Source organism: Pseudodesulfovibrio piezophilus C1TLV30 (assembly GCF_000341895.1).
Lineage (GTDB): Bacteria > Desulfobacterota > Desulfovibrionia > Desulfovibrionales > Desulfovibrionaceae > Pseudodesulfovibrio > Pseudodesulfovibrio piezophilus.
In genome coordinates, this window is sequence record NC_020409.1 from 1,062,516 (window position 1) to 1,088,058 (window position 25,543).

A 25,543-nucleotide genomic window follows, 5' to 3' on the forward strand; every position below is an offset into this window, starting at 1 on the left:
AGGTTAACAAAGCGGATGTAGATCCGAATCAACAAACTGTTAACATGTCAACAAAGGCCCAAAGATGATTGATTTCAGAAAACGTCGATTGGATAGCCTGGGGTTTCGAGTCGCACGCCTCTTCAGGATAAACGGTTGTCTACTTGAGAAAAAACTGGCGGGGAGCGGCCTGACGATGGGACAGGTTCCCTACATCCAAATAACTTTGGAAAAGGGAGGCCAGACACAGGATCAACTGGCCGCTCGAGCCTGCGTCAACCGGGCTGCAACGGCTCGGACACTCAAGACTTTGGAAAAACTGGATTTTGTCGTCAGAAAGGAAAATCCCAAAAACAGGCGGCAAAAACTGGTCTACCCCACGGACAAGGCCCGCGAGGTTTTACCCCATCTGCTTGGCATATTGGATGAACATGATGATATGATGTTCAATGATTTCTCCACCGAAGAAAAGGAACTCCTCCTTCGCCTGTTGGATAGAGTCATAGGGACCGTCAAGACTGAGCTAGGATCATGCGGGAAGGAAAGCTGCTATGAAAGATGAAAGAACCACAGGTCTTATGACCATCACCATCACCCAATTTGCGCTGGTGTTCATGCTCTCGGCCGTGGCTGTGGCTGTCCCCGCACTGGGGCTGGAATTCGGTGCAAGCGCTTCACAACTCGGACTGGTTGAATCCGGTTACATCTCTGCCGTTGCCATGTTGCTTTTCCCGGTCACCCGACTTTCGGACAAAATCGGCCGAGGGACAACCTTTGCGGTTGGAGTCGCCTGGTTCACCATGATCAGCCTGCTTATTCCAATTTGCCAGACCATTACCCAATTCATCATTTTACGTGTCTTTCAAGGAGCGGGTGGTGCCATGATGGTTTCCACCGGACTGGCAATCCTTGCGGACCTTTACCCCGGACCGGGACGGGCAAAGGCCATGGGTATCGCTTCAGCAGGCGTCTATCTGGGCCTCTCCGCAGGCCCATGGCTCGGAGGTATGATCGTCACTCACTGGGGATGGCGTTGGATTTTCTATGCCGGAGCGCTCCCGTGTCTTCTCGGCTTGATTCTTTCGCTCAAGACCTTGCCGGTCAAACCAGTCATAACCCGTGGGATTCGTTTTGACTGGGGAGGTGCGATCCTGTGCGCCTTGGGAATGATCATGCTCTCCCAGGGAGGCTCTCACCTCAATGACACCAGCGGAAAAGTCATGCTGATTGTGGGACTCCTTTCTCTCGCAGCCTTTGTTCTCTGGGAAAAACGAACCAAAGAGCCCTTGCTGGACATGACTCTTTTTGAAGGGAATCCATCATTTTCTTTGGGAAGTGCGGTTCAATTCATCAGCTATGCCGCCACATTCGGTGTCACCTTCCTGATATCACTCTACTTGCAGATAGCCCAAGGCATGACCGCCAGTGAAGCTGGAATAATTCTTATGGCCCAACCTGTCATGCAGGTGCTCTTTTCTCTCATCAGTGGTAACTGGTGCGAACGCTGGCCCGCCTACATCATCGCGACCCTCGGCATGGTCTTGGCAACTCTTGGCCTTGGCGTTGCCATCTTCCTCGGCACAGAAGGATCACTCCCCTTGATACTCATCATACTGGGATTATGCGGTGCGGGGAGTGCCATTTTCGCCACGGCAAACATGGCGGTTATCATGGGAGCAGTCAGTCGGGAAAATTATGGTGTCGCTTCCGCAGTGGTCGCAGGTATGCGAACCACGGGAATGACCGTGAGCCTCGTCTTCATCAGTGCGGTCTTTGCTATCATCATCGGCCCTGCATCGCTGCACAAGGGTGACGGCGAGATATATGTCACAGCCATGAATGCCGCCTTCATCTCCCTCACCGTTTTCAGCGCGTTCGGAGTCATCATGTCAGCCCGCGCTCGCAAAAAACACAGCACGGTTCGAGAGGAATATTCAGGTTAAAAGAACAATCCCCCTCAAACAAACAGGCTTTGACGAGGACAATCCGTCAAAGCCTGTTTCTTATTCTTTTTCAGTCAATTACTTTCTTTTCCCATTAGACTCCGGCCTTTTCAAAAACCGCACTCACAATTGCCTGAGCTTCTTCCTGAATCCGATGAAGGTGGTCCAGCCCCCGAAAGGATTCGCCATAAATCTTGTAAATATCTTCCGTGCCGGATGGACGGGCTGCAAACCAACCATTCTCGGTTGTCACCTTGAGCCCGCCGATAGGGGCATTATTTCCCGGTGCGCGAGTAAGCTTGGCTTTGATAGGTTCGCCAGCCAGGGTGTCCGCAGTAACCATTTCCGGGGTCAGGGACTTGAACGCCGCTTTTTGCTCTCGTGATGCAGGAGCCTGCATCCGTTCATAGACAGGCGACCCGTATAGCTCTTCCAGCTTCCCGTATAATTCACCTGGGTCGCGTCCGGTTCGAGCGGTGATTTCCGCAGCCAGAAGATTGAGGATAATGCCATCTTTATCCGTAGTCCAAACCGATCCGTCAAATCTGACAAAACTGGCTCCAGCTGATTCCTCGCCACCAAAACCGCACGAACCATCCACAAGCCCATCCACAAACCATTTGAATCCCACGGGAACCTCATGTAACCGACGCCCCAGTCCTTTTGCCACTCTGTCTATCATGGAACTGGAGACCAGCGTCTTGCCGATAGCCGCAGTTTCGGGCCAATCCGGGCGGTGGGAAAACAGATAATCAATGCACACCGCAAGATAATGATTTGGATTGAGAAGCCCGGAACTCCGGGTCACAATACCATGCCGGTCGTAATCAGGATCGTTACCGAAAGCGATATCATATTGGTCCTTGTGCCGAATCAATGAAGCCATAGCCGAAGGAGAAGAACAATCCATGCGAATCTTCCCATCTCCATCAACTGTCATGAAAGAAAAAGTCGGATCAATGGCGCGGTTGGTCAGCGTCATATCGAGTCCGTACATTTCAGCCAAAGGTTCCCAATAGGCAATGCCCGACCCGCCCATGGGGTCTACGCCGATCTTGAGCTTTGCTTCTCTGATCATTTCCATATCCACGACATAGCGTAAGTCACTGATATAGGGGGTTACATAGTCATAGGACTCCGTGGTTCCCGCCTTGAGCGCCCTTTCGTAAGGAATGCGACGAACAGATTTCAACCCCTCTGCCAGAATTTCATTTGCCCTTGCTTCGATAGTTGAAGTGATTCCGGTATCGGCCGGTCCCCCCTGTGGAGGATTGTATTTATAGCCACCATCCCTTGGCGGATTATGCGAAGGCGTTATCACAACTCCATCGGCAAGACCTGATGTTCGCCCTCGATTCCAGCTTATTATGGCATGAGAAATAACAGGCGTTGGCGTATAGCCCAGTCCTTTCTGAATCCTTACTGTCACCCCATTGGCAGCGAAGACCTCCAAAGCCGAGGCCAAAGCAGGTTCACTCAAGGCGTGTGTATCCATACCGAGATACAATGGCCCATTGATACCGACCCGACTCCGATATTCACAGACGGCCTGCGTTACAGCCAGGATGTGCGCTTCATTAAAACTGCCGTCCAGAGAAGACCCCCGATGTCCAGATGTCCCAAATGCCACTCGGCCACTCGCCTCCAACGGATTCGGCCGAACCAAATAATATGCTGAGACAAGCCGTGGGATATTGACAAGAAGTTCTTGAGGTGCAGGCTTTCCGGCCAATTCATGCAGTGCCACGTCTATTCTCCTGTTAAGGGTTATAAAACTCCCATCAAATAAAACACATAAAGCAGACACTCTCTCGACCGCTTCTACCTGTTCCTACGTCAGTTTGAACATTCTCACCAGCCCACACCCCCCATGGAAACACCTTAAGGAAAGACGTCAAATCATAACGCGAAAAAATAACGGTACAAAGTACAAAAAATAATTGGATGTTCATAAAAGAAGGAAGACATACAGTAGAATATTGGCTCTGAAAGCACTCTTTTCAAAGACGATATTTCGTCAAAATTATTTTGTATTCTAAAAGGTATAATCAGGTTTCATTCCATATTAACTTGATGTATCCCACGGATGTTTAAAGGCACTATTTCGCCTATATACGTCTGATGAAATTGATAACGATACCCATTCCCAAACAAAAGACAAGTGGGAGTGCCCAAATCAGGGTTATTTCTTGTCAGGAGCAATACTATGCTACATTGGATTGTAAAAAGTTTGTCTCGCGCCATGCTTTTACCAACTGTTATGTCAATAATTATCGGTATTGCAACTCTTGTATATTATGTAAATGATTCTTCTTATGAAATGAGCCTTTCCAATCAGACAGTAGCAGCGAATAATCAAGCACAAGCTGTGACTGCTGCTTTACAGCTCTTTATTGAGGATAACATTGCTGCAGTGAAAGCGCTCTCCGGGCGATCCGGGATTGTTCAATCACTTGAAAATGACCCAAGTCGAGCACAAAAGGTGCTTAAAATATATGTTGCAGACAACTCAAATCTCTGGGCGGCGGTCACATTCAATCTTCAAGGGCACATCATGGCAGGCACCATGGCCAATGGAGATTCCATGGTCGGCCTGGATGTTTCCAACAGAGAATATGTCAAAGCCATTCTAAGCGGCAAAAAATCTTTCATTTCTCGCACAGTCATGAAATCGAAAACTGACGGGGCCTTGATTTTTGCCATCAGTACACCGGTCTACAACAACGAAGGAAAACTCGTCGGTGGCGTGGCTATTTATGGGGCTTGGGATAAATTCGTTGAAACGTTTGTGGAGCCGATATCCATCGGCAAGGAAGGATATGGGTTTGTCTTTGATGGCGATGGGCGCTTCATATATCACCCGCGAGACAGTCAACTCATTACGCAGGACTACAGCAAGTGGGGGTTTGTTCAGACTGCCCTCAGAGAAAAGGATGGGATTGTCAAGTATGACTGGGAAGGGCAAGACAAGCTTATGATTTTCCATACGGATCCCACGACAGGCTGGATAGTCTGCATGTCTGCCTATCAGGATGACCTGGCGTCCGGTGCCATAGAGCAGGGGTATGTCCTTATGGGAATCGGCGCTCTCATTGTCATCATTGTCATTGGATTGGTGGTTCTTTTTCTCAAACGCTTGGTCGTTTCTCCTGTTACCGAGGGAATGACTCTTGCCAAAGATATGTCACACGGATTTCTGCTCAAAGATGTGAAGAGCGACTCTCCCAATGAATTGGGGCACCTCATGCGTTCACTGGGCAGCATGGTCCAATCCCTTCGGCGGGTTGTCCACAATGTGAAATCCGCTGCTGAAATGGTCGCGGCAGGGAGTGAAGAAATAGCAGCCTCTGCTGAACAAATGAGTGAAGGGTCCACAGAGCAGGCCGCCAGCGTGGAAGAAATTTCAGCTTCCATGGAAATGATGGCCAGCAATATTCAGCAAAATATGGAAGTGGCACAGGAAACCAGAGAAATAGCGGTCAAGACAGCCAAAGATGCCAGTGAAGGCGGCGACGCGGTCAGGAAAACCGTTTCTGCCATGCGCGATATCGCGGATCGCACATCCATCATTGAAGAAATAGCCCGACAGACCAATCTGCTTGCCCTCAACGCCGCCATCGAAGCCGCCCGAGCCGGAGAACATGGAAAAGGGTTCGCCGTGGTCGCCGCCGAAGTACGAAAGCTGGCTGAACGCTCCGGGGTAGCAGCCTCTGAAATTAGTGACCTGACAGGTAACAGCCTCAAAGTGGCAGAAAAAGCAGGCTCGATGCTTGAACAAATTGTCAAGGATATCAAACACAACGAAGAGCTTGTCCAGGAAGTTGCTGCGGCGAGCAGTGAACAGCACGAATCAGCAAAGCAAATTACCACTTCCATCCAGCATCTCGATATAGTGGTTCAAAAAAATGCTTCATTCTCCGAAGAACTCTCCGCGACATCCCAGGAGTTATCAGGCCAAGCAGTGCAACTTCAACAAACCATGGAATTCTTTACAGTCGACCGTGACCATGCCCCTAATAGACCGCATGGCACCACAAAATCAGTCCGCGTGGTCAACACGCCTCATACACGAAACCAGCAGGTCACATCATCCCACCTTTCAGCCACTCCTGCCGCACTCCCAGGAAGCCAGGAAGAGGAAGAATACGAACGATTCTAAAGATTGTGTCGGGCAATTGATACTGGATTAAAGAGGTCCATTTTCGATTGCCCGATTATCCTCCTTCACTCTGGAGCGGTGGGGTGCGCCCTCTGCTTTTATTGAAGTGCGGGACACAATGATGAGGGGTGAGGAAAGAAATTCTCATCTCAAACACAGCGCCCCATCTCGGGAATCCAGGACTCTTTGGGCTTCAGGATTTGAGTCGAGCGAGCTCTCTTGACAATTCGCTGATTTGCTCATTGGCAGCACGTAGCCGCACAGCCATCACTTCCGCGAAAACACGGTACATGACTGCTTGCGTAAATATTTTACTACCGTCTCCCAATGTACCAATGGCAGTATCGTCCAGTGTCACCACCAAAGATGTTCGTGTCGCTATGATGGTCGCGGAACGGGGGCTCCCATCAATAATTCCCATTTCACCGAAGACATCACCGAGCCGCTTGAGATTTCCGACGACATTACCGCCAACAGAAACCTCCAAGACCCCAAAGATCAGGAAGTAAACCTGATTGTCGAACTCCCCTTCCGTAACAATAACTTCTCCGGATTCGTACCGGCGAATGGACGCAGCTGTCATGGCTTGACGAATATGCCTGTCAGGCAAGGCATTAAAAGCAGGGACATTACGCAGATGCAGCATAATATCATCATTTTCCGGATCGAATGGCACTTCTTTCATGGCCCCTCGCATGATCGATTGTTCACGGTGATACCGTGAAACATGCCATAAAAAAGGAAGGTGATCGATATTTATTTCATGAACCGGGACAAAGCTCTGACACGTTCAAGCACTGGAGGATGTGAATACTCGAGCCAGACGGTCAACGAATGAGGGGTCAAATTCGAGAGATTATTCGCTGACAATTTTTTCAGCGCGGAAATCATGGAGGCCGGGTTCCCCGTGGATTCCGCGGCGAAAGCATCGGCTTCAAATTCATGTTTTCGGGAGATAAGATTGCTTACCACGGCCAGAACCAGGGAAAGAGGAGCATAGAGCAGGAAAAAAAAGACCAGCCCGGCATAGAGGGACATGTGTTCCATCCCAAACGCGGCAAAAAGGCCCGGCGAAGTTATAAATATTGACATGAGGTAAAATATGACACCAGTTTTGAGAACACTGGACAACAACCCTTTTCTGATGTGTCCCCTCTTTGCATGCCCCACTTCATGAGCAAGCACTGCGACAATTTCTTCAGGTGACTGGGTTTTGATCAGGGTATCGAAAAGAGCAATGCGTTTACGCTTGCCGAACCCGGTAAAAAAAGCATTGCCTTTGGTAGATCGTTTGGAACCATCCATGACGAATATGCCGGTCAACTCAAAGTCCGCCGTTTTTGCAAAATGCTCAAGGGCATCTCTGAGTTCCCCTGCTTCCAATGGTTTAAAAGAGTTGAACAAAGGCAGTATCCACGTCGGGGCGACATACGTCAGGCCGAGAGAAAGAAATGTCGTCAAAGTCCAACACCAAACCCAGGCCCATGTGCCAGTTTGCTGAATAAAATAGAGGACCCCTGCGATCAGGACTCCTCCCAGAAAAACTGTTAGAACTCCCCCCTTGACCCGATCCAGAATAAAAGTCCCGACTGTGGTGGTGTTAAAACCGAACCTATTTTCCAAGACGAAAGTTTCATAAAGCTCAAAAGGCAGCCCAACGACAAAACTCCCGACTCCCAGTAGACCTATATAGGTCAGACCTGCGATAATCGGCGGCAAACTGCAAGAACGAACAAGACCATCGACCCAGTTGAAGCCTCCGAGAACAAAAAAAACTATAATCAACAGAGTACTGACAGTGTCATTGACAGTTGAAAAGCGCATGGTTGATCGGGCATAGTCTTGGGATTGGGCATAGGTCTTCGCATCGTAGATGTCAGCCAACTCCGGAGGAAGGGTCGATTCCATATGCCTGAGAGTTAAAAGATTGGACAGGACTCCAAGCACCCAGGATACAATGAGTGAAACCAATATAATAATGAAATAGATGTTCAAAAGTCCCCCGTTATTAGAAATAATGATGCATCATCTTCAAACCGTGGCCCAGCCATCAACGTCGAATATTTGCCCAGTCAATGGAAGTGGCACAAAAGCTATCCGCAGGGGGACCTGACGTCAACGAATGGATATCGAGAAGACATCCGATCTGAGACAGCATGATTGAGAGGGAATGAGATGAGTAATGGCGAGTTGACAATAATATCCAACCATTACACTATAAGTTGTTTGAATATTCTTTTGCCGATCTCGAAAAACCCCAGTCTGCAAGAGATCCCGCAAAAGGACTCGATTCGCAAGAAAGAAAACACAAGGATCTGGAACATGAGCATACCATAGTCGTTCAGGAAAACTCCGTTTTTTGCTCCCTACTTGCTAAAAGTACAACCCTGTATTAGTTTACGTGTTAACCGGACCGTAACAACCGCCGGGGATATTGCAACATGCCGAAAGTGACAGCGAAGGAAATTCGTGAAGATATAGCCAGGGCGCGGGCCTACACCAAAAAGAGTGATTATCTCAAGACGCTCTCATGTCTGGCAAACGCCATACGGAATATGGTGACCAGTCCTGTTTTTGGTGCGGAAAAATTTGAAATCCATGCCCATCTTGACGAGGCGCTCCGAGACCTCAACAAGATGAAAATGATAAATAGGCTCTTTCCCCAAGGGCTCAAGTATCAAAAAGGCAAGGAAAAAGCATTTTACCAAACCCTGATGCGGTTGCACAAAAAGCTGGGCGAGGCCATGGAAAAGGCTCGTGTGACCAAACTCCGCAAACGACTTGCCGTCCTGGATGACAACATGATCAAAGCCGCAACACTCATCAAGGACGACAACAAACTTGAAGCCCGTAAACTCTACCGCAAAATTTCAGAATACTTTCAGGATATCGAAGGAATCGACTCAGATATCGGAAATAGGTTAACAACCTTTGGAATGTTCTCCGAAGCAGTTGAATACCTGACCAAAGCCTTGAGCGAATCCCCCAATGATGTCCGTGCGCACAATGCGCTGATCCTGAGCTATGAAGGAATGGAGGAGATAGACAAAGGGCTTGCCGCCATTCAGGACGCCATGCGTTATGTCGGCGCGAGCGAAAGCCTCTACCTGCGAATGGCGAAACTTTTCCTCAAGAAGCGGCAGTGGAGCGAAGTCTATAATAATGCCAAAGCTGCCCTGGATAGAAATCCGCTGAACAATGAAGCCAAGAAGTTAATAAAACAAGCTGAACCAAGGATATTCACAACATCAGGGAGCAGCAATGGCGGAAGTACGGCACCTCAAAAAAATGGCACGAACAGCGAAAAGAAAATGCACGACCTGAACTTCTAGCTAGCTCGAAACACTTTTCCCGGTTACTGCATGGACAAAAGCCCAGAGCGGCGTACTCGAAGAATCGTTCCATTCTGAATGGCGATAATCAGCCCCCCATCCCGGTCAACAGCAAGTCCGACCGGCGTGCCATGCACATGAAACGCTTTTTTGATCTCCCCTGTCCGCTCGACCTGATAGACAACCCCACTCTCTGTCGCAACAAAAAGAATACGCAGTCTATCCACAGCTAACACTGTTGGCTTTCCTTCCACCCTCCCCAGCAAGACTGGCTCTATCCCCGGTGGAATACAATAGATATTCCCCGTCTGAGGATTTGCGGAGTAGAGGCATCCCCGAGAATCGATAATCAACCCCGCACAGCATGAAAACTTGGCGCAAACGACTGAACGATGCTCCTTTTCCGCAAACGCTGGCACGCTGGCCAACACAATCAGCAGCATCACAACAGACACCCAACGGTCGCTTCTCTTCTGAAACATCATCATGACAAACCTCCTGCCTTTGATGCCTCACGCTAGAGAGCCTTAATCAATATGTCTAATACATATTTACAACAAGATTAATATGAATTAAGTCTCAAAAAATGGAATTCAGACAACTTGCTTATTTTATTGCCGTAGCAGAGGAACTGCACTTCGGGCGTGCGGCAGAACAATGCCACATAGCCCAGCCACCGTTGTCGCAACAAATCAAGCGGCTTGAAGAAGAGTTGGGGGTCATTCTTCTGAAACGAACCAGCCGAAGGGTTTCCCTGACACCTGAAGGCAAGGAATTCCTGCGCCGTTGCAAGGACATACGGGACAGAATTGACGAAGCTGTCGCCTGTGTTCAGGATATGGCCCTCGGCCTTGAGGGCCAGCTTCGAGTAGGCTTCATTGGACCGGCATCACTGAGTAATCTTCCCAAAGCAATCAGAACTTTTCGGGAAGACAACCCTCAAATCCGCTTGGATTTCTCGGCAAAATCCACATCCGAACAACTCCCCATGCTCAGGGCTGATCGACTCGACATAGCCTTTGTCAGGCTCTTTGGACATGACACCACTGGACTTGATTCAATGATTTTTCTCCGCGAACCATACGTCCTGGCCATTCCTGAAGGGGATGATTTTACCCACCGAACACGGGTGAATATAAAAGATCTCGAAGGCAAACCACTCATTTTTAACCAACGCCTCGCGCAGCCCGCCCTCTACCGCTCACTCATAGGCTCGTTTCACAAAGCGGGCTTCATGCCCAATATAGTTCAGGAAGTTAATACGGAGCAATCGACTGTCGCCCTTGTCGCCACAGGGCTTGGGTGTGCCTTGGTTCCAGCGTCCAGCGCAGAGGACAAACGCTTCGGTGTTATCTTTCGGCCACTTGATGGAGACCTTCCTCAATGGGAAATAACAGCCCTCTGGAAGCAAAAGAACCACACAAAACTTCTGCAAAAGTTCCTGGATGTTGTCGCCAGATTCAGTAATAATCCTGATAAATAATCCCTCTGCTCTCCCGGTGACGTCTTGTTTTCCCATACGCTTTCAGTAATATGATAAAAAAGAATTCAAGACAGAGAGGAAAAGAACATCGTTTCTTTTCAGTTTGTGAAATGATGGAGATTGCAATGGAATTACGCCAACTCAAATATTTTATTGCCGTGGCCGAAGAGTTAAACTTCACACGGGCTGCTGAACGTTGCCACATAGCTCAGCCTCCTCTCTCTCAACAGATCAAAAAACTTGAAGAAGAGCTGGGAGTTCTTCTTTTTCACCGTACCAACCGGATCGTCACCTTGACAGAGGAAGGTAAATCCTTCCTCACAGTCGCCCGTGAAAGCCTCAGAAACCTGGAGGAAGGAGTGAAAACGGTTCGATCAATTGCCCGAGGAGAAACAGGTCGCCTTCGTGTCGGCTACCTGAACTCGGCCATCCAGACCCGCTTTCCAGAGGCTTTGACAGCGTTCAGAAAACAGCACCCGGGCATCACACTGGAAATGAAAGAAAATGAATCACGCAACCAAAAGGAAGCTCTCCGTGCCGGGAGTCTTGATGTTGGCCTCTGTCATCACAATGCGTCTGATGCAAGGACTCTGAACTCCAGAATTTTCCTGGTAGATACATATTATCTCGCAGTGCATGAAACTCACCCCTTGGCTGTCCGAAAGAGTGTGGGATGGCGAGACCTGGATAACGAACTATTCATCATGTTTTCACGCGAGAATTATCCCAATGCCTACGAACGCACCCTGACACGATTTCGCACACTCGATATCAGACCCAAAATCATTCAGGATGCCAACACGCACCAAGCAAAGCTGTCGCTCATAGCAGCAGGCATGGGCATGGGATTCATTCCAGAACGCATGAAACAGGTCCGCCCCGCCTGTGTCACATTTCTTCCCTTTGACTGGGATGGGAACGAACAGCACAGCTCCATAAAAATCGCATGGAAAAAAGGCGAGATATCTAGTCCTCTCCGCTATTTCCTCACGATCATCGCCGATTTTTGTGACACCTCAGCCAAACCACTCAATGAGTGTTGGAACTTCACTCGCGAACAAGCCGTTCCTTGTCTTCCAGAAAAGAGCAACCCCGTCGAACTTCCAGACTTCCTTCGGCCTGGAGAATAGAGGAAACAGAGATCAAACCCCGTAAATGCGGCACAAATGTCTCAATAAAGAAAACTCTCAAACATCTGCACAACGATAAGAACGGCGCCGACTCACACCTCTCAATGCCACCCAAGACTGAATCGTGCATTCCCCAGTGTCGGAGATATCACCCCCTGCTCCCGATTTCCCAAAAAACCGACAAAAAGCGACTCCATCAACTGTGATTGAGAGCAAAAAAAAGACCGACCCGTGACAGATGTCACAGGCCGGAATATTCTTTTTGCTTAAGCGGGAAGACTTAGTACATGCCACCCATGCCGCCCATTCCGGGCATGCCGCCGCCCATGCCAGGCATAGCGGGAGCTGCGGAAGCAGGCTCAGGCTTATCGGCGATGGCGCACTCAGTGGTGAGCAGCAGACCAGCGACGGAAGCAGCATTCTGAAGCGCGGTACGAGTCACCTTCTTGGGATCGATGACACCGGCCTCGATGAGGTCTTCGTACTTGTCGGTAGCAGCGTTGTAACCCATGCCACCTTTGCCTTCCTTGATCTTCTCGACGACGATAGAGCCTTCGAGACCTGCGTTGGCAGCGATCTGGCGCAACGGCTCTTCGACAGCGCGGGCAATGATGTTCACGCCAGCCTGCTCATCATCATCCACAACCTCGACCTTGGAGCAAGCAACGCCGGAGCGAGCCAGAACAACACCACCACCAGGCACGATGCCTTCTTCGACAGCAGCGCGAGTGGCGTTGAGTGCATCTTCAACGCGGGCTTTCTTTTCCTTCATCTCGGTCTCGGTAGCAGCACCAACATTGATGACTGCGACACCACCGACGATCTTGGCAAGACGCTCCTGAAGCTTCTCGCGATCGTAATCGGAAGACGACTCAGCGATTTCGGCGCGAATGGTCTGGATGCGAGCCTTGATCTCATCGGCTTTACCTGCTCCGTCAACAACAGTGGTGTTTTCCTTGTCGATGACAATGCGCTTGCAGGAACCGAGATCGTTCACGGTGAGGCTTTCCATCTTGATTCCGAGGTCTTCGGAGACGACGGTGCCACCGGTGAGGGTCGCGATGTCTTTCAGCATGGCCTTACGACGTTCGCCAAAGCCGGGAGCCTTGACAGCAACAACATTCAAGGTGCCACGCAGCTTGTTGACAACCAAAGTGGCGAGAGCTTCACCCTCAATGTCTTCAGCGATGATCATCAACGGCTTGGACATTTTGGCGCACTGTTCCAGGACAGGCAACAGCTCTTTCATGTTGGAGATTTTGGATTCCTTGATCAGAATCAAAGGCTCTTCCATCTCGCAGGTCATACGCTCGGTATTGGTCACGAAATAGGGAGAGAGATAACCACGGTCAAACTGCATGCCTTCGACAACGTCGAGGGTGGTGTCCAGACCTTTGGCTTCTTCAACGGTGATAACACCTTCCTTGCCGACCTTATTCATGGCTTCGGCAATAATGTTACCGATGGTAGCATCATTGTTGGCGGAAATGGTACCAACCTGAGCGATTTCTTTCTGATCGCGAGTAGGCTTGGCAACTTCTTCCAGCTCGGCAACGATGGCTTCAACAGCCTTATCAATACCGCGCTTGATGGACATGGGAGAACGACCTGCTGCCACGAGCTTCACACCTTCAGAAAAGATAGCCTGTGCCAGGACAGTTGCAGTGGTGGTACCGTCACCGGCAACATCAGAAGTCTTGGAGGCAACTTCCTTGACCATCTGGGCACCCATGTTTTCGAACTTGTCTTCCAGTTCGATTTCCTTGGCAACAGAGACGCCATCCTTGGTGATGACCGGGGAACCAAAAGATTTCTCGATCACAACATTGCGGCCCTTGGGCCCCAGGGTGACTTTGACAGCGTTTGCAAGCTTGTCCACACCAGCTTTCAGCTTCTCACGAGCCTTGGCATCGAAAAGAATTTCTTTCGACATTGTTTATTCTCCTTGGGAAAATCGTTTTGTTTTGAATGAAAAAATTAATGATCCGAGAACTTATTCGACGATGGCGAGGATATCATCCTCACGCATGACCAGATTCTCTTCCCCATCAATGGCGATTTCAGAACCGGCATATTTGGCGAACAGGACTGTATCGCCGACCTTAACGGTCATGGCAACGCGTTTGCCGTCGTCATCGAGCTTGCCGGGACCGGCGGCAACGACTTCACCCTTCAGGGGCTTTTCCTTGGCAGAGTCCGGGATGTAAATGCCACCCGCAGTCTTTTCTTCCACTTCCAGACGCTTGACCAGAACTCGATCGTTCAGCGGTTTAAGCTTCATTCCTTTATACCTCCAATTGTGATTGTACTTGCTAAGCGGAGTCGAAGTGGCTTGCACCCCCTGCTTCGGCTCCCTTGCCCCGGAGAACGAGATCGTTCCTCCAGGCTTGATGAAAGATAAACATGGTTAATCGAGAGTCAAGCGCATAAGACAAAAAAAATTCCGGTCAGCACTGAACGCCGCTGCCGGAATTCTTTTTCCAACGATACCAAGAAAATATTAGCCTGTTTTTTCTTTGTAGAAAAGACTAAACGGCTTATCAAGCTCCAGAATGTGTTCACGATACCAATCATGCATGAAATTTCTGATCTTGATAGCAGGAATGGCTGAACCATTCATGAACTCGGCCTCCATACGAATAACATCCGTCATAAAACGGTTATGTTCTGATTTCTGCTTGGCAATGCCGGGATAATCGACTTCACGCATGTACGCCTCTTCCGTACGGAAATGGAGCATGGCATAATCACGCAATTCATCCAGCACATCGACAACGGCATCCACCTCGTCGTCATCCAGAACCTTATACAGATCCGGTGCGGCATCCCCTATCTTGGCAAGCAAATCAAAAAACCTTTTATGTTGTTCGTCAATTTCCGGTATGTCCAGCAGGTATTCTTCCGTAAAACCGATAAGATTGAGCTTTGAAGACATGCGCTTCTCCTATAACGCGATTCATTTCATTGCTGAATATTCTATACGGTATTTTCTTCCATGTCACCCTTCGCATATATTTTTATAAACCACTCATGTTCTTTTTTATAGAGTAGAGGTCCGGTACTTGCATTCCTTTTAATAAAATAAGGAGGAACCATGTCTAGTATGCACCAACCTGTTTCACAGAACCTCTTCTATGAAGACTATGAGACCAATGCCATTTTGTATGCTATCGACTTTGAAGACGTGGCGCTTTCTCTGGAAGGCGTTCACAGTGTTCACCATGGAGCACAGGCTGTTATGCGGCAATTCATGCCTGCAGCCAATGATGAAAATCTGACTGTGGCGCAGGCTATTTCCTTGTTTGTCGACAGGGTGTTCTGGGAAGAGAATTCCGGAAATCTTTTCATGTGTGCCGAAATAGCTAAAAGGAATATCTGTCTACCTATTCCGCGTGAGCATTGGCATGTTCAAGGGATACCAGATATTCCTCAATAGATTATAATAAAAGGAAGAAGAGTAAGAGCACACTCGCTTTTGCAGATACCCATGGCGCTGTCACGAAATCGACGGAGAATCGTCACCAAGTGACGAATATTCGTCACTGCTTCGAGAGGATTTGAGAGACCTGTTTCCCTTAGTCTCTGACAAACCAACTCTGGAGGCTTTCATGGACAGCCATATCACTGGACCGCTCCTTCATCTTGATTCCCCCTTTGGGGACCCTGTACGCCAAACTCTGTTCTCATTCTTCAAAAAACCACTCTCTAAAGTCCTGCGTTTGAAAACGCTCAATGCAATGTATACCGAACTGCATCAGTCCGGCAGTGACCAATCGTTTGTCGAACAGGCCATGGGAATCCTCGGGGTCAAATTCTCCGTTGACGGTCAACCGGTCAGCAGAATCCCCAAGACCGGCCCTTTGGTCGCTGTTTGCAATCACCCATTCGGTATACTCGAAGGTCTTCTGTTGATTAAGATTCTACAAGCAGTTCGCACGGACATCAAAGTCATGGCCAACTTCATGCTGGGGAAAATCCCTGAAATAGATGAACTTCTCATTGAGGTCGACCCTTTTGGCAGAGCGGAATCTACCAAAAAAAATATCGCAGGCCTCAAGCAATCCATGCGGTGGCTCAGAAATGGCGGGATGCTGATTGTGTTCCCGGCAGGCGAAGTCTCCAGTCTCAAAGTGAAAAAAGCCATGGTGGCCGATCCGGAATGGTCCCCCATGATCGGACGTATTATCCGCAAAACCGGGGCTGCGGTCCTTCCGGTCTTTTTTGATGGCCGCAACAGTGGGCTATTTCAAACCCTCGGACTGATCCACCCGAAACTACGGACTGTGCTCTTACCTCATGAAAATCTTAAACATGCTTCCAAACGCTCCATCCGAGTCGCCTTTGGGTCGGTGGTCAATTCGGAGAAGCTCGCCATCCACGAGTCGGACAAGGACCTCATGGATTATCTCCGCTTCAGAACATATCTCCTTCGCAAAAAGGAGGAACACCGATTCGGATTCAAACCGAAAGAACACAAAAGGAGACTGGCAACTATCGCCAATTCTCGTGGGAAGCATATCCTAGCTAGTGAAGTTGCAGCCCTGCCGGATGATTCAATACTCATTAGCTCTGGTGATTTTACTGTTTTTCACTCCGGCGCTTTTCAGATTCCCCGTCTCTTGCGAGAAATAGGCATCCAGCGAGAAAGGACTTTCAGGCAAGTTGGTGAAGGAACAGGGCGAGCCATGGATATTGATGAATATGATGACACCTACCGTCATCTCGTACTGTGGAACCACAAGGAACGAGAAGTCGCCGGAGCATACAGGTTCGGTTTGACGGACGAAATACTCGAATCAAGCGGTCCCAAGGGACTTTATACTTCCACGCTTTTTGACTATCAGCCCGGCCTGTTGGAAAATATGGGACCAGCCCTTGAGATGGGACGTTCCTTTATCACCCCGCAATACCAGAAAAGTTATCAGCCATTGCTCCTTCTCTGGCGAGGCGTTGCACAGTTTGTCGTCAATAACCCCAAATATACGAAACTCTTTGGATGTGTCTCAATTTCAGGTGAATATTCCGGCGTTTCCCGCGAGTTGATCATTGGATTCATGGAACGCCATTGCGCTTTGCCCGAACTGGCAAACATGGCACACCCCAAGCGTCCGCCAAAAAGCAAACGACTCAAGAAAGTCGATTTCACACTCCCCAAAAGTATGTTCAATGACCCAGAAGATGTCAGTGCACTGGTCAGCGACGTGGAAGGAGGAACCTCCATACCTGTTCTCCTGAAGCAATACCTCAAACTTGGTGGTAAAATCATTGGATTCAATGTCGATCCTGACTTTGGAAACTGTTTGGATGGACTGATCCTTGTTGACCTAATGCAGTCGGACCCGAAAGTCCTGGCACGGTTTATGGGAAAAAATGGTGTCCAGACCTTCCTCGACAGTAACACCGCCACTCCTGTGACCAAGCCCTCTCGCTTGGCAGAAATTTACCCGGCAGCCTAGCCGGATCTTCCCCCTGAGCCTTGCCATAAAAGCATGGGAGAGCATTCTGTTTTTGCTTATTTCCTCCTCCCATGAAGGGATATTTCTCAAAAAAGCAAGCATCTCATTCTTACAATTCATTATAATGGAATGTTCGGCCCAGTGTGATAAGAGAAAAGAAACGTCCATCTGTCATGTTTAACGGGGGAAGTTTCTCAATGCCAATCACGTTCCGGTATTGGTGCCGATCAGGTATCTTTGTATTCATTGTTGCTTTGATCCTCATCAGCACAGCTCTTTGTCTGTCACCTGCGTCAGCTGCGCAGCCGATTTCTTCAGACTCCCCTGTGCTGTACATGACCGAGGCCAACAAAACTTCCACACTCTCGTTCGCTGACGAAAAAACTCTTGAAACATTGAGAACAGACTTCCTTGTGGAACCGGAAGCTCGACAGAGTCTGGAGTTTTCTCCCCGATTAAGCTGGACATTCTGGCTGATTATCGGCGTCATGACTCTCATGGTCATCAGTTTTTTCGCTATCATTTTCAGTAAGATTTTCATCAACCTCAAAATCGCATACAAAATGTATGTCAGTTTCGGATACCTTGTGGTGACTGCAGCTCTTCTGGGGGCTGGGGCTTTTTACTATCTGGACCATGCATCCGGGTTTGCAAAACTCTCCATGCATTTCACTCAAATTGATACCATCGGCAATGAAATCAGTTCGGCACAGGCAAACTATCTTCTGCATGGCATGGAGAATAAAGACTATGGGGAAAGTCGAGTCACCAAAATTCATGAGGGCCTGACTGCCATTATCGACACGATAAACCAGATCAAGACATCCGGGCTCATGCATCAGACAATGCAGGGGAATCTGGAAGAATTGGAAACAATCCTCCCCCCCTACTCCAATACCCTTGAAGAAGTTGTCACCTCATTCCAAGCAGTCGAAGAACGAAAAGAGGAGCTTGACAGGCTTCAGACCAAGATGGGAGTCGCCTTGGAATCGATGAGACAGCATCACAAGGCTCAACAACTTTCTGACGCAACTCAGGAAATAGACAAGGCGAAAGCCATTCGCTTGAATCATATCATTGATGAGCTGAATCGAACTGAAAAATTACTGCTGGAAGCGGCGTATCATGAAGCGGGATTCATCCTCGACAAAAAACCGGTCCATATAGCAACAATGGAACGCATCTTTACCGATGTCATTGCACTCCTTGACTTACTCAAAGAGCAACTCACTGAAAGCGAAGACCTCTCCTTGCTGGCGAATATTCAAAATGAGGTCGCCCAGGTCACTACCAGCCTGACCATCCTGATCAGGGAAGAAGCGATCATCGCCAAGGATAACGGAACTCTGAACGGGCTGCTCATGCGCTTCGAATCGCTTGGGTCCGAACTGGCCCATGAAGCGGAGCTCATGGCGCAGGAAGCAGTTCGTGAAGCGGATATCGCCATCATAGTCCTGCTCACTTTCACACTGATCTTCGGTGTGTTCATGTCAATATATATTGCTTCGTCAATCTCGAAGCCGGTCAAGGAGAGTGCCACTCTGGTACGGCTCATGGCTGAGGGAGATATGACTCAATACCTCCCGTATCATTTCAAGGATGAAATAGGGCTTATGTGCATTGCGCTCAATGACATGGCCTCGCGGCTGCGCGAAACCATTGGCGTCATTCAGGAAAGCGCGGCTAATGTCGCCAGCGGCAGTGAAGAGCTGTCTGCCTCGGCAGAAGCTCTCTCGCAGGCCGCGACCGAACAGGCTGCGACCGTTGAAGAAGTCTCTGCATCCATGGTTGAAATGGGATCAAATATCGCCCGAACTTCAGACAATTCACAAGAAACCGAAGACATGGCCAATGGGGTGGCAAAAGATGCGGAAGAAGGCGGGCGAGCAGTGACTCAAACCGTCCATGCCATGCGTGAAATCGCTGAAAAAATCAGCATCGTCGAAGATATTGCCCGACAGACCAACCTGCTTGCATTGAATGCAGCCATAGAAGCGGCACGGGCAGGCGAACATGGTAAAGGGTTTGCCGTCGTCGCATCGGAAGTGCGCAAACTGGCGGAGCGAAGTGGCAAGGCGGCCAATGAAATAAGCGAGCTGTCAGGCTCCAGTCTGGCCGTGGCTGAGAAAGCCGGAACCATGCTTGAAAAGATGGTTCCTCAGATCAAGCAGACCGCGAACCTTATTCAGGGCATAACCATCGCAAGTACCGAACAAAATGCTGGAATCCAGCAGATAGGCATTGCGACCCAACAGATGGACCTGGTGACCCAGGCAAACGCCTCTGCCTCTGAAGAACTCGCCTCGACATCAGAAGAGTTGGCGGCACAAGCGGAAGTCCTTCAGGATTCCGTCTCCTTTTTCAGGGTCGAAGGGAGCCTTCACAGTTCCGCCGGAAAACAAAAATCAGCTATCCCGGAATCAGCACCCCCTCTCTCCGATCCGCACAATGCGCCAGGAATCGACATGGGAATAGCCAGTGACCTCCTGGATGAAGACGACTACGAACACTTCTGATTCGACCCGACCTTCATCCTTGTCTCCCCCGCTTGGCAACGGGAAAAGATCGGTATAAGGTCCATCCATGCGTACTTTTACTTCACTTATCATATTGTTTGTCGCCCTCTTGGTCCCCCATTTCGCTGCTGCCGAAGGTGAAAACGGCTGTGATCCCCAGTACCGGGCCCTTGCGGAGAATGCCTTGGTCGAATTCAAGGGAACCGGTGATCTGGATATCCTCGTGGTGACCGACCCCCTCTGCTGGCATTGTCGTCTGGGGCATAAACTTCTCAAAGAATATCCAAACCTGTACCGTTCCGTAAAGCTCTCGTTCTTTCCACGGAGAAGTTTCATGGGATCGGATATGGCGGCCTGGATTCTGGAAGATGCGGCGGATTCCCCCTTGCTCAAACAGAAAGTCGACTTTGCCTATGAGAACCTGAAGCAGCCGAAGACACAGGATTTGGCCGAAGCTCGGATGGTTGTACTGCAACAATTCCTGATATTCTTCCCAGACATGCTCGAAGGGACCAATATAGACGCGCTTTATGCCCGACTGGAACATGACCACCAACAGCATGTTCTGGAAAGCTCCGCTCTGGGCAATGCACTGAAACTGCCCGGAACCCCGGTTTTGGTTGCAGGCAAAAAAGTGCTCCTGGGGTACGGTGCCGGCCCATGGATCAAGGCGCTGGAAGAAAAGGCTTTTTGCAAATAGCACCCCTGAGAGTCTCTTGCTTGAGATAAATATCAGAGCCTTTGCCTGTATGAACAAAGACTTTGTTGACTTTGAGAATCATTTTCAATAAGTTTTCCTGAACCAATCACCCATGGAGGTTCAGATGGAACGAGTCAACAGATTTGGCACGACACAAGACATGATAATCCAGGAAGTTATCGAGGGGGATGCCACATATCTCCTCGCCATTGATGCACGAGGACTGTATCTGACGACACCTGATCGCATAGATACTCGTATGGCTGATCTCAACAGATACGCAGTTGCCCGCAAAAGCTTTGAAGAGAGACTGGAAAAACTTGGTTTTTCTCCGGTTGATATTTTCGAAGAGCACAAAGGAAAAATACAGACCGTGGGTGATGCGAACAAAAAGAAGATCAACCCACTCAAAGCGTCCAAGCGCGGTCTGTCTTAAGCAGTATAGACCTGCCCCTTTTTTCGCTTCCGCACTGAAAAGACCAGAAACCAGACAAAACGCGCCCTCACATCTCCCGATGTCAGGGCGTGATTTTTGTTTCAGCCCTCCACCCGCAACCTCTATTTTACATCTCAAAAGCAGTTTTCTATTGAATTTTCACGATACCAAGACCCCATAGCAAAGAAATTGCCGTGGGAGCGAAGGTAGTTCCACGTCAAATGCTTGAGGCTTAACGGCGCTTTTTGTTGTGTCGTGAGATAGTTAATAATCTCAGACAACTATAGACGTATTGGCGCGTCAGTCAAATCCTTTTCTCAACGTCTTGATATACGGTTTGATATACTTTTGAGTGCAAGGAGATATCCTGGGGTGGCTGGGGCGTATACCCCATGAAAACAAAAAAACTTAGGCCGAGGGGCTAGATGTCGAGGCAGACCTTTTTTCCCAATGGGTGAGTGTGCAACTCTCCGCCATAAACGAGTATAAAAAATCGTCAATGATCCCAACTCAAAGACAGAGAAGGTGGGATACTCACTGCGAGCCATTCTGCCCACCTTGAGCTATAAGAACACTGCCCTGTAATCACAGAACAATCGCGCTGTCTCATGCCAAATTCGGTTGAACCGCGCCCTGCAGAAATGACTCATTTGTGTCCCATTCTTTAGCCAACCTGATTAATTGGGTCACATTCACTCAATTTGCAAGGCTACATGATCATGCTACAACTCATCAACTTCCTATATCCTTAGGCAAAGTGGGGCAGATATGAGTGATGACAACCAAGCTCTTTGGGATCGCTTCAATGAGCTGGTCAAATTATCCTTCGGTGAAGTTGAGGATGGAGACCTGAAGGGATATATATACTCCTTTCGTAAAACATATATGGCTGTAATGGGTGTTGAAGAATTCAACAAAACCAAGAAGCACTATGACGAAATGACAGAAGTCATGATCAAGCTGGTTGGTGATGATGATCCATTCAAGGCTGCACGGGAAAAAGATGCTCCACGGTTATTTAAAAAAAACTGGGAAACAATACTGGAGTCATGCTGTTTTCCGGTGCTGAATGCCACGGACATAGACGACGGCATTGAGAAATACCAGAAGTGCAATGCCTATGTTTTCGACTGTTGGAGAAAAGCATTAAATGCATGCAGACAGGGCGACTACCCTCAAGCTGTTTTCCTTTCCATACTGGCTTTAGAGGAAGCCGCAAAATTTCATCAAGCATGGTATGAACTGTTCTATAATGACGGTAAGCCAATCAACGCAAAGAAGAATCAACCTCCAAGAAGAAAAGACTACAAATTCAACCACAAGAAAAAGCATTTCGTGTCTATTGTCTCTGGGGCATTGTTGAATCACCGTGTTGAGGGGCTCTTCGGGAAAGATAAAGTCGTCGAATTCGTCGGGATGGCAGAAAATGGCGAACTGGAAAACGTTCGTCAATCATGCCTTTACGCCACGGTCGGTGATGAAGGTCCAGTTTACCCCGACGATGTAATATCTCAAGAAACAGCGATCTTCTATGTGGTGTTTTTGGGAGAAGCAATAGGCGAATTTGTATTCTCCACCTCATGGGAGTACAGGGATTTCAAAGAAGAAATGGATGCAGTGATTGAAGAATTTGGTTTGCCTGCAGTATCTTAAGCCAACCGCTCCAACAACCTCTTCACGCTGGACGGATGCCAGTTGCCGCCACGGGGTGTCATGATCTTCTTTGCGTTAAACTCTTTCTCGATTCCGATGCCAAGTCCATCTAGAGTACACCCTTGTTGGGCAACCTCTGCGAACTAATCCTCTGGCTATCTAGGGTCTAAAAGATATTTAGTCGATACTCTATTCACTTGGGGCTTAGCCCCTGATAGACAGCAGTTACATTAGGATTTCTTGACCACGGTTCAGGCACAGTCCGCCTTTAGAAAAGCAAAAGCCCGCTGGAAAACCAGCGGGCTTTTGCTTTAAAATAGCTTAGCCTACAGCCCCTTCTTCTTATCAATCCACTTATCCACCTGAGGCGGGTCATACGTCTCGAACTGATCAAGCAACCCACCGGGATCAGCATCGTTCAGCACCATGCCCCGGTGTTCCTGCACGAGGAACCCGTTCAGCACCATGCGGTCCATGTGCTCGGCAAGACAGGTATAGTAGCCTTTGACGTCAAGCAAGCCGCATGGCTTTGCGTGATACCCCAATTGGTTCCAAGTTAAGACTTCAAAAAACTCCTCCAACGTGCCGATGCCGCCGGGAAGGGCTATGAAGCCGTCAGAAAGATCGGCCATGAGTTGCTTACGCTCATGCATGGAGCTAACCACGTGCTGCTCGGTCAGACCTGTATGCGCGACTTCCTTTCCCACCAATAATTCCGGGATGACGCCGATAACTTCGCCGCCTGCTTCGAGGCAAGTGTTGGCAATCAGTCCCATGAGGCCGATGTTGGAGCCACCAAACACCAGTCCAATTTCGCGGGCCGCCAACTCTTTCGCCAGTGCCTTGGTCGCCTCCGCATAAGCTGGGTCGAAGCCGGGATTGGAACCAAGATAAACACACACCCGTTTCATCTTTTGCGTCACTTGACAGCCTCCACGGCTTTTCTGATGTCGTTCACAAATTCATCGACCATATCTTCCGTGGTAGCCCAGGAAGTCATCCAGCGGACAGTATGATCGTGTTCATCCCAAATATAAAAATAATATTTTTCCAGCAGAATTTCCGTTGCCTCCGGGGGAATGTGGGCAAATAGAGCGTTGCAATCCACATCGCCCTTGATCGTCACACCCTCTATGGCCCCCGCTTTCTCAGCCAAACGCGTCGCCATGCTGTTCGCCTGCCGTGCGTTTATCAACCAGAGGTCATCGCGGAGATATCGTTCCAACTGAGCGGACACAAAACGCATCTTGGAAACAAGCTGCATGGCCTGCTTGCGCAGATAAGGAAAGCCCTGACCAATATCCGGGTTGAGAAAAATCACGGCTTCGCCCATCAGACACCCGTTCTTGGTGCCACCAAAAGAAACAAGATCGACATCCAAAGCGGTTGTCATATCAAAGAATGAGCAGTTCAACGCAGCGCAGGCATTCGCCATCCGCGCACCGTCCAGATGCACCAACAGATCTCGATCGTGAGCAAACTCGACAATGTCCTCGATTTCCTTGAGCGTGTACAATTTACCCAGTTCAGTGGGTTGGGTGATGGAGATGACTTTGGGCTGGGAAGCATGAACAAAGCCCACGTGCCCCAAATACGGAGCAATGGCACCGGGGGTCAGCTTGCCGTCCTGCGATGGAATCGGCACCAGCTTGATGCCGCCGAAGGCCTCGGGGGCACCGCATTCGTCGTTATTGATATGCGCCTGCTCGGCACAAAGCACTGAATTATAAGTATGTGTTACGGCCCGCAGCCCAAGAACATTGGCAGCAGTACCGGTTGTCACATAGTGGATACGCGCCTGGGAGCCGAAAAACTCCTTGAAGACTTCATCCGTGTCTATGGACATCTCATCTTCGCCGTAGGATTTGAGATGCCCGATATTGGCCTTGACCACTGCTTCCATGATAGCCGGGTGCGCCCCGGAATTATTGTCACTTGCGAATGATTTCAGTTCTTTCATTGGAGTTACCCGTCTGATGATGTTCTCAGCTATTCCAGCCCGAAAAATTCCCGAGCCGTGCTGAATGTCAATATATGTTCTGCCAAATCCGCATATCCGGATGCAACAGGATGGTATCCGTCGCCGTCATTCAAGGCCTGGCCGTATACGAAGGAACGATGCATGGCGTCAATGGTCGGAATAAACGGAATGTCGAGCCGCTTGCACAATCCCGCCTGCATTCTGGAAAGCGTGGTAACCGCCTCACGTCTCGTTTGATCATTGACCGGCGTGGGACCGATAACAAGAACGTCTCCCATGGTCTTGGCCTGGCTCAACATGGAGACACCTGCGGCGAGAGATTCTTCACTGCTCACGTCATTGGTAATGTCGGCAACGCCAAAACTGAAGACCAACTTAAAAGGAACATCCGGCAATCGTCTGAGCATGGCTTCTGTTTTCCACCGATGCTGTATGCGCACGGAAGCATCCTTGCGCACTCCCAGATTATATGCCGTCAGATCATGCCCGGCCCGCATGATGGATTCGTTGATTCGACCGGGCCAACCCAACCCTGTCTCATCACCTATGCCAAGAGTGATTGAATCGCCTATATAACAAATTACCATACTTTCCCCTTGAGCCATGCGATCAGGTTATCCAGTGCGCCATTATCGGAAATGAACAAAAGAGTGCCCACATAAGACAACGAACGCCTGCTCCCTGTCGCTTCACCTACCGAAGCAGCTTTGGTTATTTCCTTACGAATCGGCTTCTTCATACTTTAAAAAATCGAACAAACCGTCTATTAATCCTC

23 protein-coding genes are annotated in these 25,543 nt (G+C 49.2%); 12 read left to right on the plus strand and 11 right to left on the minus strand.

From position 1 onward, the window contains the following. Window positions 1-64: 64 nt before the first annotated feature. A complete protein-coding gene (locus BN4_RS05125) occupies window positions 65-541 on the plus strand; it encodes a MarR family winged helix-turn-helix transcriptional regulator (protein ID WP_015414299.1) in 477 nt (158 codons plus the stop codon). Next, complete coding sequence (locus BN4_RS05130; protein ID WP_015414300.1) at window positions 531-1,922, plus strand: MFS transporter; 1,392 nt, start codon at window positions 531-533, stop codon at window positions 1,920-1,922. Before BN4_RS05125 ends, BN4_RS05130 begins: the two co-directional genes overlap by 11 nt. Before the next feature lie 94 nt (window positions 1,923-2,016). On the opposite strand, the gene pgm is transcribed toward BN4_RS05130, so the two are convergent. After that, window positions 2,017-3,669: a phosphoglucomutase (alpha-D-glucose-1,6-bisphosphate-dependent) gene (gene pgm, locus BN4_RS05135; RefSeq protein ID WP_015414301.1), complete on the minus strand. Its 1,653-nt coding sequence runs from the start codon at window positions 3,667-3,669 to the stop codon at window positions 2,017-2,019. Window positions 3,670-4,128: 459 nt separating this feature from the next. On the opposite strand from pgm, the gene BN4_RS05140 reads away from it, so the two are divergent. After that, window positions 4,129-6,081: a methyl-accepting chemotaxis protein gene (locus BN4_RS05140; protein ID WP_015414302.1), complete on the plus strand. Its 1,953-nt coding sequence runs from the start codon at window positions 4,129-4,131 to the stop codon at window positions 6,079-6,081. Between the two features lie 193 nt (window positions 6,082-6,274). Here BN4_RS05140 and BN4_RS05145 read toward each other — a convergent pair whose 3' ends face one another. Beyond that, window positions 6,275-6,766, minus strand: coding sequence for a cyclic nucleotide-binding domain-containing protein (locus tag BN4_RS05145; protein ID WP_157871263.1), 492 nt, complete (start codon window positions 6,764-6,766; stop codon window positions 6,275-6,277). A gap of 71 nt (window positions 6,767-6,837) precedes the next feature. Further along, window positions 6,838-8,076: a M48 family metallopeptidase gene (locus tag BN4_RS05150; RefSeq protein WP_015414304.1), complete on the minus strand. Its 1,239-nt coding sequence runs from the start codon at window positions 8,074-8,076 to the stop codon at window positions 6,838-6,840. 446 nt (window positions 8,077-8,522) lie between these two features. Here BN4_RS05150 and BN4_RS05155 point away from each other — a divergent pair, with 446 nt between their 5' ends. Next, window positions 8,523-9,413 carry a tetratricopeptide repeat protein gene (locus tag BN4_RS05155; RefSeq protein WP_015414306.1) on the plus strand — a complete coding sequence of 297 codons (891 nt, stop codon included), beginning with the start codon at window positions 8,523-8,525 and terminating at the stop codon, window positions 9,411-9,413. 23 nt (window positions 9,414-9,436) lie between these two features. On the opposite strand, the gene BN4_RS05160 is transcribed toward BN4_RS05155, so the two are convergent. Beyond that, window positions 9,437-9,901, minus strand: coding sequence for an NHL repeat-containing protein (locus tag BN4_RS05160; protein ID WP_015414307.1), 465 nt, complete (start codon window positions 9,899-9,901; stop codon window positions 9,437-9,439). A 98-nt stretch (window positions 9,902-9,999) separates the two neighbouring features. Here BN4_RS05160 and BN4_RS05165 point away from each other — a divergent pair, with 98 nt between their 5' ends. Both BN4_RS05165 and BN4_RS05170 read left to right on the plus strand, forming a co-directional pair. Continuing rightward, entirely contained in the window at window positions 10,000-10,896 is an 897-nt protein-coding gene (locus tag BN4_RS05165; RefSeq protein WP_015414308.1) for a LysR substrate-binding domain-containing protein, read from the plus strand. A 125-nt stretch (window positions 10,897-11,021) separates the two neighbouring features. Then, window positions 11,022-12,026, plus strand: a complete 1,005-nt coding sequence (locus tag BN4_RS05170; RefSeq protein WP_015414309.1) for a LysR family transcriptional regulator — start codon at window positions 11,022-11,024, stop codon at window positions 12,024-12,026. 280 nt (window positions 12,027-12,306) lie between these two features. Here BN4_RS05170 and groL read toward each other — a convergent pair whose 3' ends face one another. The 3 genes from groL to BN4_RS05185 all read right to left on the minus strand — a co-directional run bounded on the left by groL (window position 12,307) and on the right by BN4_RS05185 (window position 14,961). After that, complete coding sequence (groL, locus tag BN4_RS05175; protein ID WP_015414310.1) at window positions 12,307-13,959, minus strand: chaperonin GroEL; 1,653 nt, start codon at window positions 13,957-13,959, stop codon at window positions 12,307-12,309. Window positions 13,960-14,019: 60 nt separating this feature from the next. After that, window positions 14,020-14,307 carry a co-chaperone GroES gene (groES, locus tag BN4_RS05180; RefSeq protein WP_015414311.1) on the minus strand — a complete coding sequence of 96 codons (288 nt, stop codon included), beginning with the start codon at window positions 14,305-14,307 and terminating at the stop codon, window positions 14,020-14,022. A gap of 219 nt (window positions 14,308-14,526) precedes the next feature. Beyond that, complete coding sequence (locus BN4_RS05185) at window positions 14,527-14,961, minus strand: bacteriohemerythrin (protein ID WP_015414312.1); 435 nt, start codon at window positions 14,959-14,961, stop codon at window positions 14,527-14,529. 159 nt (window positions 14,962-15,120) lie between these two features. Between BN4_RS05185 and BN4_RS05190 the strand changes: the two genes are divergently transcribed. From BN4_RS05190 to BN4_RS05215, 6 genes are all read left to right on the plus strand, one after another. Then, window positions 15,121-15,462, plus strand: coding sequence for a hypothetical protein (locus BN4_RS05190; RefSeq protein WP_015414313.1), 342 nt, complete (start codon window positions 15,121-15,123; stop codon window positions 15,460-15,462). Window positions 15,463-15,634: 172 nt separating this feature from the next. Continuing rightward, window positions 15,635-17,482, plus strand: a complete 1,848-nt coding sequence (locus tag BN4_RS05195) for a lysophospholipid acyltransferase family protein (protein WP_015414314.1) — start codon at window positions 15,635-15,637, stop codon at window positions 17,480-17,482. A 197-nt stretch (window positions 17,483-17,679) separates the two neighbouring features. Further along, the gene (locus tag BN4_RS17035) at window positions 17,680-19,998 is read left to right on the plus strand and encodes a methyl-accepting chemotaxis protein (protein WP_015414315.1); all 2,319 of its coding nucleotides are present in this window, start codon (window positions 17,680-17,682) and stop codon (window positions 19,996-19,998) included. A 67-nt stretch (window positions 19,999-20,065) separates the two neighbouring features. After that, window positions 20,066-20,698 carry a DsbA family protein gene (locus tag BN4_RS05205; RefSeq protein WP_015414316.1) on the plus strand — a complete coding sequence of 211 codons (633 nt, stop codon included), beginning with the start codon at window positions 20,066-20,068 and terminating at the stop codon, window positions 20,696-20,698. A gap of 124 nt (window positions 20,699-20,822) precedes the next feature. Continuing rightward, on the plus strand, window positions 20,823-21,134 hold the full coding sequence (locus BN4_RS05210; RefSeq protein WP_015414317.1) for a hypothetical protein: 312 nt from the start codon (window positions 20,823-20,825) through the stop codon (window positions 21,132-21,134). An 894-nt stretch (window positions 21,135-22,028) separates the two neighbouring features. Next, on the plus strand, window positions 22,029-22,787 hold the full coding sequence (locus BN4_RS05215) for an AbiV family abortive infection protein (RefSeq protein WP_157871267.1): 759 nt from the start codon (window positions 22,029-22,031) through the stop codon (window positions 22,785-22,787). Window positions 22,788-23,113: 326 nt separating this feature from the next. Here BN4_RS05215 and BN4_RS05220 read toward each other — a convergent pair whose 3' ends face one another. From BN4_RS05220 to BN4_RS17645, 4 genes are read right to left on the minus strand one after another with little or no spacing between them, the layout of a single operon-like run. Beyond that, the gene (locus BN4_RS05220) at window positions 23,114-23,698 is read right to left on the minus strand and encodes an LOG family protein (RefSeq protein WP_041720660.1); all 585 of its coding nucleotides are present in this window, start codon (window positions 23,696-23,698) and stop codon (window positions 23,114-23,116) included. A gap of 8 nt (window positions 23,699-23,706) precedes the next feature. Then, window positions 23,707-24,747: a threonine aldolase family protein gene (locus tag BN4_RS05225; RefSeq protein WP_015414320.1), complete on the minus strand. Its 1,041-nt coding sequence runs from the start codon at window positions 24,745-24,747 to the stop codon at window positions 23,707-23,709. A 29-nt stretch (window positions 24,748-24,776) separates the two neighbouring features. Continuing rightward, window positions 24,777-25,355 carry a GDSL-type esterase/lipase family protein gene (locus tag BN4_RS05230; protein WP_015414321.1) on the minus strand — a complete coding sequence of 193 codons (579 nt, stop codon included), beginning with the start codon at window positions 25,353-25,355 and terminating at the stop codon, window positions 24,777-24,779. Continuing rightward, on the minus strand, window positions 25,349-25,507 hold the full coding sequence (locus BN4_RS17645; RefSeq protein WP_015414322.1) for a hypothetical protein: 159 nt from the start codon (window positions 25,505-25,507) through the stop codon (window positions 25,349-25,351). The genes BN4_RS05230 and BN4_RS17645 overlap by 7 nt, the downstream gene beginning before the upstream one ends. Window positions 25,508-25,543 lie beyond the last annotated feature (36 nt).